The sequence below is a fragment of the Bradyrhizobium sp. RDM12 genome (assembly GCF_051917485.1).
Taxonomy (GTDB): Bacteria; Pseudomonadota; Alphaproteobacteria; order Rhizobiales; family Xanthobacteraceae; genus Bradyrhizobium.
Genome location: NZ_CM133064.1, coordinates 7,921,671 through 7,933,977 on the forward strand (window position 1 = coordinate 7,921,671; position 12,307 = coordinate 7,933,977).

At 58.4% G+C, this 12,307-nt stretch carries 6 protein-coding genes and 2 pseudogenes; all 8 read right to left on the bottom strand.

Features of this window, described 5'->3' with window-relative positions; translation table 11 throughout:
• Window positions 1–84: 84 nt before the first annotated feature.
• Window positions 85–1,311, bottom strand: a complete 1,227-nt coding sequence (locus ACTGJ9_RS38415; protein ID WP_456675241.1) for an IS91 family transposase — start codon at window positions 1,309–1,311, stop codon at window positions 85–87.
• Between the two features lie 18 nt (window positions 1,312–1,329).
• Window positions 1,330–2,191 (bottom strand): annotated as a pseudogene (locus ACTGJ9_RS38420) (tyrosine-type recombinase/integrase).
• Window positions 2,192–2,563: 372 nt separating this feature from the next.
• Window positions 2,564–3,367, bottom strand: coding sequence for a Crp/Fnr family transcriptional regulator (locus tag ACTGJ9_RS38425; protein ID WP_456675242.1), 804 nt, complete (start codon window positions 3,365–3,367; stop codon window positions 2,564–2,566).
• A 452-nt stretch (window positions 3,368–3,819) separates the two neighbouring features.
• Window positions 3,820–4,782 carry a D-2-hydroxyacid dehydrogenase gene (locus ACTGJ9_RS38430; protein ID WP_456675243.1) on the bottom strand — a complete coding sequence of 321 codons (963 nt, stop codon included), beginning with the start codon at window positions 4,780–4,782 and terminating at the stop codon, window positions 3,820–3,822.
• 708 nt (window positions 4,783–5,490) lie between these two features.
• Window positions 5,491–6,435: an electron transfer flavoprotein subunit alpha/FixB family protein gene (locus ACTGJ9_RS38435; protein ID WP_456675244.1), complete on the bottom strand. Its 945-nt coding sequence runs from the start codon at window positions 6,433–6,435 to the stop codon at window positions 5,491–5,493.
• Entirely contained in the window at window positions 6,435–7,184 is a 750-nt protein-coding gene (locus tag ACTGJ9_RS38440) for an electron transfer flavoprotein subunit beta/FixA family protein (RefSeq protein ID WP_456675245.1), read from the bottom strand. The genes ACTGJ9_RS38435 and ACTGJ9_RS38440 overlap by 1 nt, the downstream gene beginning before the upstream one ends.
• A 1,298-nt stretch (window positions 7,185–8,482) precedes the next feature.
• Window positions 8,483–9,657, bottom strand: a pseudogene (locus ACTGJ9_RS38445) (M20 aminoacylase family protein).
• A gap of 82 nt (window positions 9,658–9,739) precedes the next feature.
• The gene (locus tag ACTGJ9_RS38450; RefSeq protein WP_456675246.1) at window positions 9,740–10,921 is read right to left on the bottom strand and encodes a M24 family metallopeptidase; all 1,182 of its coding nucleotides are present in this window, start codon (window positions 10,919–10,921) and stop codon (window positions 9,740–9,742) included.
• Window positions 10,922–12,307: the final 1,386 nt, after the last annotated feature.

Below are 12,307 nucleotides of genomic sequence, written 5' to 3' on the forward strand. Positions count from 1 at the left end.
GCACGGATTCGACAGCGTCCACGATGATCGAGCCGCTGGGAGTGGGATGACACATGATGATTGTCGTACATGGCATGAGCTGGCTCACGATGTGTCGCACTGGAACGGTGATGTTCGAGGGCTGGAGCAATTGAAGCTGTGTCGAAAGCGCTCGACGATGCGCATGACGCCGCCACAATCGGGACAGGGAGGAACCTCGGCCCGCGTCGGAGGGTCCGAACTCACGGGCGACGCCTCAATATTGTTTGGCGCTGTCCGCTCATGATCAAGAAGGGCACGGCAAAGCGCGAGCCTGGCGGCGCGATGGCGGTTAGCCATGAAGCCGAAATGGCGGATGCGGTGGAAGCCGTCGGGCAACGTGTGAAGAAGGAAGCGGCGGATGAACTCGTCGGCCTTGAGCTTCATGATCTTTGTCGCGCCGTTCTGGCGGTAGTCCTTCCAGGTAAAGGCGACGTGATCCTCGTCGAGGGCTACGAGCCGGCTGTTGGCTATTGCAACGCGATGGGTATAGCGGCCGAGATAGGCCAGCACCTGCGCAGGGCCGCCGAACGGCCGCTTGGCGTAGACAACCCAGCTGATGCGCCGCATAGCGACGAGATGAGCTGCGAAGGCAGCAGGCTCGGCCAGGGATGCGAGATCGCCGAAGAAGTTCAGGGTGCCGGCGTCGAAGGCGGCGGTCAGACGTTCGAGGAACAGGCGTCTGAACAGCCGGGCGAGCGGTTTGACGGCCAGGAAGAAGTTTGGTCGGCTGGCGATCCAGTGCGCGTTATCGGGCGAGAGGCCGCCGCCCGGCACGACGCAGTGGACGTGGGGATGGTGCGTCAGCGCCTGCCCCCAGGTGTGGAGGACGGCGACGACGCCGATCCCGGCGCCGAGCCGGCGTGGATTGGCGGCGAGCGTCGACATTGCCTCGGTGGCGGCTTTGAACAGGATCGCATAAACGATGGCCTTGTTCTGAAAGGCGATCGCGGCGATCGGAGTCGGCAGTGTGAAGACGACGTGGAAATAGGGAACCGGCAGCAGGTCGGCTTCTCGCGCGGTGAGCCACGCGGCTCGGTCTGGCCCCTGACACTTCGGACAGTGCCGGTTGCGGCAAGAATTGTAGGCGACGCGTGTCGTGCCGCAGTCGTCGCAAGCCTCCATGTGGCCGCCGAGCGCCTCGGTCCGGCACGCCACGATCGCGCTCATCACGCGCCGCTCGACCCGACCGAGATGACCGGCATGTACACGGCGATAGGTGTCGCCATGCCGGCGCAGAATATCGGCAATCTCGATGGCGGGCCTGTTGCAGCGGCTGTCGGGGCGGATCATCACCCGCATCCCGCGCTGTCATCCAGATGGCGTCACCTCCAGCGACAGGCGGTCGAGCGGGCTCTGCGTCGCCCCGGATGGTATGAGTGGCGACCTGCGTATAGCGCGCCGTCGACGACAAATTATTGTGCCCGAGCAAAACCTGGATGATCCGAATGTCGGTTCCGTTCTCGAGAAGATGCGTCGCGAAGCTGTGGCGCAGCGTGTGCAGCGTGACGCGCTTGGTCAGGCCCGCGGCCTTCACCGCCGAGCGGCAGGCGGCGTGCAACACGGTCGGATCAATCGGATGATCTTCGTCACGACCAGGGAACAGATAAAGCCGCGGCCGGGCGAGCCGCCAGTAGGTGCGCAGGATGCCCAGCAGCTGGGGCGACAGCATCACGTTGCGATCCTTCGCGCCCTTGCCGTGGCGCACCTGGATGACGCCGCGGGCGCTGTCGATGTCTTCGATCCGCAGTCCCGCGACCTCGGAGGCCCTGAGCCCGGCCGCATAGGCGGTGGTGAGCGCGGCGCGGCTCTTCAGGCTGGACACGGCCTCGAGGAACTGCACCACTTCGTCGGCGCTGAGAACGACCGGCAGCTTGCGCGGTTCTCGCGCATAGGGAATGCGCTCCGGGATGAGCGCCTCGCCGAGCGTGACGCCGTAGAAAAACCGTAGCGCACAGACAATCTGGTTCAGCGCCGGCCATGAGATGCCGGTCGAGACCAGATGCACCTGGAAGGCGCGGACGTCTTCCAGCTCTAACCGGTCAGGCGATCGGCCAAAATAGCGGCTGAACTTCGAAACCGCGCTGATGTAGGATCGTTGCGTCGCCGGCGACAGATTGCGGACGGTCATGTCTTCGATCATGCGGCGGCGAAGAGGGCTCAAATCGGCCATCTCGATACTCCTGTCTGAGGGGGGGATGGGCTCCAACACCCACATCCTCTCAGCCAGGAGGCGATCTACGCTACCTTGCCCCTCACGCCGCGGCAGCGGCTTCGTTCAATCCCAAATCGATTCAGCCTAAGCCCATCCCGCTCCAACTACCCGCTAGGGTTGCCGAGAGCGAGATAGACGAACGGCGGCGCTCTTGCGTGATCATCCTCAGTATAAAGATTGGTGTGGATGGAACCGGGTGGGCCAGCGATCAAGATCCCAAATAGGATTGCCTGCTTCAGCCCATGCCGGATGCCTCCACGTGGAGGCACCGGAGTTTTTCTTCCACCCGACCGACTTTGTTCGCCAGCTTGCTCTTCAAGTCCGAATTAACTAACTTAGACCGGCGTAAGCACCTGAAATGAGCTTATAACAACTGCAAGCCTTTTGCTCGAGGCACTTGCGTTCGCCGATGTGCAAAACCCCGCGCGTCTTTCGAATGAGCCTCTGTTCTTCGAATCGAATTAGCGTCTCAGTCACCCCAGCCCGTCGTAACCCCAAGACAGACGAAAGATAGTCATGGGTGACTGGAAGGACATTAGCATCGACAGCATCGGCCGCAAGACAGAGCCAGTTCGCAAGCCGCCTTTCGGGGGCATGTCTAGCGCCGCATAATCCCGCCAGATCGCAATGCAGTGCCAGCGCTTGAATGTATCGGGAGAGACGTTGATGGACTTCAACTCGGTCGCTCGTTGTCCGATGCAAATCCTCGACCCGGATTCTGTGTGCGGTTCCGGGAAAGAGCACCACAGCTTGATGCGTAGAAGCATGCCGTCCCATTAACCGCGAAGTGACGACCGCTCCGTGATGTCCTATGACGGCGGTCTCGAACATGGCTCCAACCGCAACAGTCCTGAGCGAGACAAGGCCCGACTCGATGAAGTACACGTATTCAGTATCTCTCTTCGGATCCTGCAGAAGCATCCGTTCTCTTAGGACGATCGGCTCTGACACTTTCCCCAGTGTCGATAGGTCTTCACGAGAAACTCCCGACAAAATTGAGTTCTTTATGGACCGAGTATGACGAGGGGCCGTACCGATCGGAAGAAGCATCGACCTTGTTGCGGATTCTTGCTTGAGAGCCGCATCTCCCCAGAGTTCGTCATCTTTAACTGCAGCGGATATATGGTGTGTCATTGGGGTTCATCTCCCACAGCGCCCCCTTGAACGAAGCACCGATGCTGATCGTAACGCTTCCAGCGTCTTCTTTTGTGCAATGAACCCACCCAGCACGACGGAAATCTGCTTCGTCTAGGTATTCCTCGACGCGTTTGGATCAGCGGCCACGCCGGTCGGTTTTGCCCTGCCCGCATCCTGCGCACGCGGCCGACTGGGAAGCTTGCAGGCAAGTTCGCGAGCTGAGCGAAGTTGAGTTCTATAACTAGGCGCCCGCAAATTTAATCTGCCCGTTAGAGGGAGGCGAAAAGGTCACATTCGCCGGCGACGCTTGCAGCGCCTGGGATCCGGTTGCCATACCGGGCTCTTGCCGCATACCGTGACCTCTCGCCCTGCGGCACTCCGTGTTGCCGACGAGAGCGCGAAGCGATTGCACAAACGAATCATTGAGATTCTCGATACGTTCGCAGCCGTCAATATCCGCGGCCTAGATCGACGACATTGTTCAGCGTCTGACCTCGTAAGAAGCGTTCGAGATTGTCGGCGAAAATGGAAAAAACCCGCTCGGTATAGTTCGTTGGGCTTCCCGCCACATGAGGCGTTGCGATCACGTTCGGCATATCCCACAGCAGACTGTCCTGCGGGAGCGGTTCCTGCTCGAAAACATCGAGCATCGCACCGGCGATCGCGCCGGTCTGCAATGCTTTGATTAGTTCGGCCTCCACAACGACGCTGCCGCGCGCAATATTGATCAGAAATGCATCCCGCCGCATGTGGGCTATCTCGGCTGCTCCGATGAGCCCCGCAGTATCTAGGGTCCCCGGCACGGCCAACACCACGAAGTCGCAAACTGCCAGCAAATCCAGAAGAGAGTTGGTAGCGAAGAGCTGGTCCACACCGTCCACAGGCGCGGAAATATCCCGCTTCGAGCCGACCACCGTCATGCCAGCACTCTTCGCCCGTCTCGCGATGGTAGCACCTATCGACCCCAGCCCAACAACTCCCAGCGTTTTTTCAGCTAGCGGCGCCACATAGCGAGGATTCCATTTCCGTTCGGCTTGCTCGCGCAAGAACCTACGGAAGTCCCAGTGCAGCATCGTGACGCCGGCCATTACGAAATCCGCGATGATGTCACCGTGAATACCACGCGCATTAGTGACGGTGATATGGCCCACCCTATCGCGGATCGGGAGCATGGAATCCACGCCGGCATGAGTAGTTTGAAACCAGCGCAGCTTCTTTGCGCGCTCGAACACCTCCACGGGGAAGCGAGCAGCAAGTAGCGCGTCGGCCTCTCCTATCGATTGTTGAAGCCGCTCGGCGTCTGGCGCAACGAGCACCCGAACTCTCGGAAACCGTTCCCCAATGAGCCGCGCATAAGAGTCCGCGGCTGCATGATTAATGACAATGGTAAGTGCAGAACGTTCCCCGGTCATAGTGGTATCTCCGCAAATTGATGAGTTTGGGTGAACGTGACGGGCGTTCGTCTCTGTTGCTGCGCATCCCGCATCGATTACGGGCGCATCGGGACATACCGCGTATGGTCAGGATCAGAGGAGTGTTTGCGTCGTGCAGTAAGGTACGAAGCGCCGCAGGGCGGCCACCCGAACCGCTGAATTCCACCACTCGTCACATGCTCAGCGTTGCCCCTCAGCTCCATGCCACGTCACTCGATTACAAATACGCAACATGCATCGAGAACTTCTGCCTGTTCGGGCGCATGACAGCAAGACTGGTTTCGATCAGCCATCATCCCAAGTAGAACGCGAGCCGACGGACACGACTTATGCGCCGAGTCGAATATCGTGCAAGTAGTATGAGGCGTTCGGCGCTCGATTTCCCCACAGTCCCCTCCTCTTGTAGCCCACCGAAGATAGGCGCGTAAACGAACCTACGTCACAGGCACGATTGTAGCGATCGTTCAGTACTGCTTTTTAGCAATGACCGCCCGTGCGGCGCTCAAATCCTGCACTCGACAGCGCTTGTTTGACGAATTTGGCGGTGTGGCCCAGGTTCTGGGATAATCAGAACCCGCGCTCGAAACCTAGATTGGTCGCTTCCCCGGCGTGCCCCACGCCAAAGAAAACGCCTCGAAAAGCAACACCGGCCGGAGTTATACCTCCGGCCGGTGTTTTTAACGCGTTTTACTTGCCGAGCTTGCCGAGTTCGGCCGTCAGCTCCGGAACCGCCTGGTAGAGGTCGGCGACCAGGCCGTAGTCGGCGACCTGGAAGATCGGCGCGTCCTCGTCCTTGTTGATCGCGACGATCACCTTGGAGTCCTTCATGCCGGCCAGATGCTGGATCGCGCCGGAAATGCCGACGGCGACGTAGAGCTCTGGCGCCACCACCTTGCCGGTCTGGCCGACCTGCCAGTCGTTCGGCGCATAGCCGGCGTCGACCGCCGCGCGCGACGCACCGACGCCGGCCCCTAACTTGTCCGCCAGCGGCTCGATGTACTTGGCAAAATTCTCGCGGCTCTGCATGGCGCGGCCACCGGAGACGATGATCTTGGCCGAGGTCAGCTCGGGACGGTCGCTCTTGGCCACTTCCTCGCCGACGAAGGACGACAGGCCCGGATCGGCCGCCGCAGCGACGCTCTCGACCGGCGCGCTGCCGCCGGCAGCTGCCGCCGCGAAGGTCGAGGTGCGGACCGTGATGACCTTCTTGGCGTCCTTCGACTTCACCGTCTGGATGGCGTTGCCAGCGTAGATCGGACGCTCATAGGTGTCGGGGGCGATCACCTTGGTGATCTCCGAGACCTGCATGACGTCGAGCAGCGCTGCAACGCGCGGCATCACGTTCTTGAAGCGCGAGGTCGCGGGCGCGACGATGGCGTCGTAGCCTGGAGCCAGCGATGCGATCAGCGCGGCCAGCGGCTCGGCGAGATCATGCGCGTAGAGCGCGCCGTCGGCCAGCAGCACCTTCTTCACCCCGGCGAGCCTGGCGGCGGCATCGGCCGCGCCCTTGGCGTTCTCGCCGGCGACCAGCACCTCGACCTCGGCGCCGAGCGCGGCGGCCGCGGTCAGGGCCTTGTTGGTCGCATCCTTCAGCGACGCATTGTCGTGCTCGGCAATCAGAAGCGTCGTCATCAGAGCACCCCGGCTTCGTTCTTGAGTTTCGAGACCAGCTCGGCGACGTCCTTGACCTTGACGCCGGCCTTGCGGCCCGCGGGCTCAGCCGTCTTCAGAACTTCGAGGCGCGCGGTGACGTCGACGCCGTAATCGGCGACGGTCTTGTCCGCGATCGGCTTCTTCTTGGCCTTCATGATGTTGGGTAGCGACGCATAGCGCGGCTCGTTGAGACGAAGATCGGTGGTGACGATCGCCGGCCCCTTGAGCTTGACGGTCTGCAGACCGCCGTCGACTTCGCGGGTGACCTTGAAGTCAGAACCTTCGACCTCGAGCTTCGAGGCAAAGGTCGCCTGCGACCAGCCGAGCAGCGCTGCCAGCATCTGGCCGGTCTGATTGCTATCGTCGTCGATCGCCTGCTTGCCGAGAATGATCAGGCCGGGCTGCTCTTCTTCCGCGACCTTCTTCAGGATCTTGGCGACGGCGAGCGGCTCGACGGTGCCCTCGGCCTTCACCAGGATGCCGCGGTCGGCGCCCATGGCGAGACCGGTGCGGATCGTCTCCGACGCCTGCGCCGGTCCAATGGAGACCACCACGACTTCGGTCGCCTTGCCGGCTTCCTTCAGGCGCAGCGCTTCCTCGACCGCGATCTCGTCGAACGGGTTCATGGACATTTTGACGTTGGCGAGTTCAACGCCCGATCCATCGCTCTTGACGCGGACCTTGACGTTGTAATCGACCACCCGCTTTACCGGCACCAAGACCTTCATCGATCCTCTTTCAGTCAATTTGGGAAGGGTTTATCAACTGGCGCGGAACCTAAAAGACCGGCCGACTCTTTATGTCAGGTTATCTGCTCACCGCCAAACTGCGAATTCGAAGTGCGCAGAAATCATAATGGCTTACAATGATCAGCACGGAATGAGGCAATGGAACGAGGCGTCCAGCTTGTTGCAGGAGAGGAGAAAGCCAAAGCAATCGTCCCAACCCGCGTACACGCCCGGTGTCGCGAATTGCACCGGCCTCACCATTTCCTTCCCGAAGAAGGCATCCGAACTGGAGGCCGGGGCTTCAGAGAGCCTCGATCCAAAATAGAAAATGATTCATGCACCCACCGCGGTACCTTGCACAAAGCGCGACTGGAGCTTGCTAACGCTCCACCAAGATCCTGAATCAGAGTCTCGAGGGTTGCATGCAAGTCGTCCTCCGCAGCATGTCTTGCCTGTGAACTCGCTATAACGAGTGGTACGGTGGTAGAGGTGAAACGCAGGATGGGTGAGCACGATCTGTGCTAGAACAACCTGACGCAGGACCGCCGTTGGTGCAAACGCAACTTTCATCAGCCAGCTCGCTTCCTGTCGTGATCCCAGTGAAAATAAACATCTCCTCATATGTTTTTGGCCGTCGTTCCGGGTTCGTGCGGCACTGACTAGCTCGCCGCAGGAACAAAACTAATATGCGACAGTACCATAAATCACTCATCCTACCGAGCCCCTACTCAACGGGCGAGCACACCAGTTGCCGTCTTTCGGCGTCAAGAATCGCGTTCGCTTGGCGCTCCGTAGACTATCATGGCCACGGCAAGTTGCCCGCTCCTGGGGTAGGTTGCGGAACCGAGTGACCTCAGTCGACGATCACCAGGCGCGCAGCGCGACGCGATTCGAGTGATATGAGACTTAATTGCGATACGACCAAAAAAATCGGAAGTGAAAGGCCGAGCTGCCTTTGACGGGCGTGATCTCCAACTCGGCTAGTTATCTCCCCAGCCTCACCGTGATCTCATCCCAATGACTGACACACGGTCGACTTGAGATCATACGGGTCGATGGCGCCAGGATGAGTCTTGCCACATCCTCGAACGTGCTTCCTGGAGCCATCTTTAGGCCGACGTCACGGCGGATTCTAATCTCCACACTTGTGATCCGCTTTCGATATCCGGAATACCTCCGACGCTTATCCACTTTCCGGCCATGTCTTCACAGCCCGAAGACCGATGCTATCTGCAAACATACCGCGCTCCCCGAAGACGCGGCCTCCTCCTGCTCGAGCGCTGCTGCCGCAGCCATAATTAAACAGCCAGAATGGTCTCGACCAAAGTTACCCAATAACCAATACCATATGGGATTGCGTCATCGTTAAAGTCATAAGCCGCGTTGTGTACGCCGGCGGTCGGTCCGTTTCCGATGAAAATGAACGCACCTGGTCGAGCCTCGAGCATGTAAGCAAAATCTTCTGCGCCCATCCGTACTGCAAGCTTGTCGTTTACGGCGTCCGCACCCACCAAGGCGCTTGCCGCTTTGATAGCCAACTTAGTCTCTTCCGTGTGATTGACCGTAACCGGAACGTACCGCCGATACTTGTACTCAACCTCTGCGCCAAACGCGCTGGCGATCCCCCGCGCAATCGATAGGATCTGTCCCTCCGCGAACTCGCGCAACTTAGGTACCAATGTCCTGACCGTACCAGCCATGGCAACCCGATCGGGAATTATGTTATTGGCCTGCGCCCCAGTTAGCTTGGTTATTGAGACTACCAGCGCTTCAACCGGATTCGCGTTACGCGAAACAAGCGCCTGAACGCCAAGAATAATTTGGGCCGCAATGACGACAGGATCAATGGTCTCGTGAGGTTTTGAGGCATGCCCGCCCTTACCATTGATGATCAAGTCGAAGTCATCTTGGGCGGCCATAATTGCCCCATCCCTTACTCCAAATCTTCCAACATCCATACCTGGATCATTATGCATCCCAAAAACTTGCGAGATGCCGAAGCGCTCCATTATGCCCGCCTCAATCATTTGCTGGCCGCCGAGGTTCGCTCCTCCACCATCCTCCTCAGCAGGTTGGAAAATCAGGGCGACGGAGCCCTTGAACTTGCGCGTACTCGCTAGATATTTCGCGGCGCCTAATAGCATCGCTGTGTGCCCATCATGGCCGCACGCGTGCATTTGACCCGGCGTCTTTGACGACCATGGCTTCCCCGACGCCTCAACGATTGGTAAAGCATCCATATCGGCTCTAAGCCCGATTGTCGGTCCGTCCCCCTTTCGCCCTGGACTAGGGCAACAATGCCGGTTTCAGCGATTCCCGTTTCGATACGGTTGATGCCGAAGGAAGCGAGCTTCTCCGTTACGAAATTGGCCGTGTTGTAAACTCGAAAATCGAGCTCTGGATTTTCATGGAGATAACGACGCCATTGCGTTACCTCCTTCTGCAAGCCTCGGAATTTCTCAACGTTTTGCATAGCAACTCTCAAGGTTTCAAGGAATGCAGTTAACGCGAGCGCCAAGGAATTTGGCGCATTCTCCGCGTGCGTTGGATCGGGATCAGTCAATTACCATCAGTTTTCGTGGGCAGCTGGCCAAGATTTCGGGTTCTTGCGTACCAACTAGAAAGCTTTCCGTTATCTCGATGCCCCAGTCACCGTACCAAAGACCCGACATAAAGTGGAAGGTCATGCCAGGTTTAAGTTCCGTACGGTCTCCCTTGCGGAAGCTCGCGGATGCCTCGCCCCAGCCCGGCGGGTAATTGAGTCCTATTGAATAGCCCGCGCGACCTTCCTTTTTCAAACCGCGTCGGGCTAGCCGGTCAAAGTACGCGAGCGCGATATCTTCACAGGTCTTTCCCGGAACCGCCTGCTCAAGTCCCGCTTGCATTCCTTCTAAGATTGCCTTCTCAGCATCGAGTATCGTCCCACTCGGTTTTCCTAAATAGAACGTTCGGGACAGCGGGCAATGGTATCGCTTATGTACGCCGGCCAACTCGAAGAATATGCTTTCGCCAGCTTTAATGGGACGATCGCTCCAAGTGAGATGGGGCGCCGAAGCATCAGCGCCCGCTCCAATCAAGGGAACTGTGGCCGGGTAGTCACCCCAAAATCCGTCAACACCGCGAGTAGCAGCATCGTAGATCTCCGCAACCAAGTCGGACTGCCTCATGCCCGGTCGAAGAACGCTTGCGATCCGATCGTACATGGATGTCACAATCCTCGCTGCGCCGCGCATGTACTCAAGTTCTCGCGGCGACTTCACAATACGCTGCCATCGTACCAGGCGTGTCGTATTCTTGAACTTCGCATTGGGCAGGCTTGCCGCGAGCGCTTCAAATCCGGCGTGAGTGAAGTAGACCACATCCTTCTCGATGCCTATCGTAGCTGAACCAAAACCCTCTGCTTGGATTAGCTCTCCGAGGACGGTCATCGGATGATGCAGGTCGGACTGCACGTAATGATCCTGATAATATCTGATACTTCCTTCATCCAAGTAGGTTGTTCGACGAGCGCCGTTGGCATCCATTTTTCGGCCGAACCAGATGGGCGGACCATCTGGGGCAACGACGACACACTGATGCACGTAAAACGACCACCCGTCATAACCGGTCAGCCAACCCATATTGGCAGGATCAGTTAGAATAAGTAGGTCCACCTCCGCCCGCTCCATCGCTTTTCGCGTCTTGCGGAGGCGTTCTTGATACTCCGAAACGTCAAATCGCAGCTCTACTGCAGTCATTACTCTTCCTCCGATGTTCGTCCGTGACTGAGCCACCCGCGAATTGTTTAGAGCCTGCAGTTCGCAGACAGCATGAAGGTGCTTATGAGCATTACTCCTTTGTAGAACAAACCAGCCCCCAAATCGTGCACAAAACCCGCTTAGATTTCGAATTTCTGCACAGGGGCCAGTTACGACGCAGCTTTAACGCTTCGGCCGAAACAAGTAGGTTTCAGCGGCTGTACCTCCATCTCAAGCAGAGCGATAGATCTGGGCAGGCCGCAGGGCCATAGCGTGACTCGGCAACATTCGTTGAGTGGAAAGTGATCGGGGGATGGACTCGCGCTTGTACATTCCTACAAGAATGCTGCCTTTTCGAGTTGCCGATCCGATCTCGCGATCTTCAGTCCGCCGAACTAGAGTGACTCAATCAGTTATCCGTCGGTGTGGTAAGAACAGCCTTTGTTAACCGCATCGGCTGGAACCGTGCCAAGTTGCTGGTTTCATGTTGCAGGCGTTGCCGGAGGACGACAATCCGGCTATTTCTTAGGAATTGGATCACGAACTAGAGCAAGCGCCGACCTGGATGGCTCGAAAGGGATTCCCAAATCAGCGTTGAGCTGATTCAAACTATCTGCCGGAGCGGAGGCCAGTAGGCATGTCGAATCCTCTCTCGCTGGATCGTCCCCATCATCGACTGCTTTCCCCAAAACGAATGCATAAACTACTTCTACTTCAGCGCGGCAGGATACGTTGCAACGTGATCGGCGATTGCTCAGCGCGCCAAAATGCGATTTCGGCTCATCAAAGCTCGCCGCCCGAGCTATCGATTGACAATCTATGCAACGCAGTCGGTGTTTCGCTGGCTGACTACTTGCCTGATGCAACGGGAGAGCTGCCAATGGTGCGCTCGTCGCCGACATCAAATGGGTTCACTGCGACGCCGGCCGGCTCCATCAGCTCGCGCGTTCATGCCGAGCTGAAAGTGCAAGGTCGAGGAGCCACCCGCGGCTGCATCAAGCGATTGGTGCGGGTCAGGTATTTGGCGCCACCACCTCAGCCGAAGCCGAAGCTCAAAGCGCCTCTGCTATGTCGCTTTTCACGTCGCTCGAGCCGCAACCTAAAGCGGCAGTGTAGAACGCATTTTTCCGAGTCCTGCGTAATGTGCCAACCTCGCCAAAGGCCTGTTTGATCGAAGCCTCAACCCCATTCTGGGCCGCAGTCAACAGATCAAGCTGTTTTCGCGCCTTTGGTCTAACTGAGACATGGACCGCTCGTTGGCCACTCGTGCAGTTTAGCGAGGGGCGCGTTCTAGCAATTCGTCTCTGGGAGGGGCACTTGAACAAATCCTTTCGGTCTCGTGAGGCGGGTCGACCACTCGCCCTCCTTCTCGTAGAGTTCACTAAA

Excerpts from the sequence above, each read along its gene's own strand:
- ACTGJ9_RS38430 (WP_456675243.1), bottom strand. The coding sequence starts at position 4,782 with ATGACCGGGGAACGTTCTGCACTTACCATTGTCATTAATCATGCAGCC.
- ACTGJ9_RS38425 (WP_456675242.1), bottom strand. The coding sequence starts at position 3,367 with ATGACACACCATATATCCGCTGCAGTTAAAGATGACGAACTCTGGGGA.
- ACTGJ9_RS38450 (WP_456675246.1), bottom strand. The coding sequence starts at position 10,921 with ATGACTGCAGTAGAGCTGCGATTTGACGTTTCGGAGTATCAAGAACGC.
- ACTGJ9_RS38435 (WP_456675244.1), bottom strand. The coding sequence starts at position 6,435 with ATGACGACGCTTCTGATTGCCGAGCACGACAATGCGTCGCTGAAGGAT.
- ACTGJ9_RS38440 (WP_456675245.1), bottom strand. The coding sequence starts at position 7,184 with ATGAAGGTCTTGGTGCCGGTAAAGCGGGTGGTCGATTACAACGTCAAG.
- ACTGJ9_RS38415 (WP_456675241.1), bottom strand. The coding sequence starts at position 1,311 with ATGATCCGCCCCGACAGCCGCTGCAACAGGCCCGCCATCGAGATTGCC.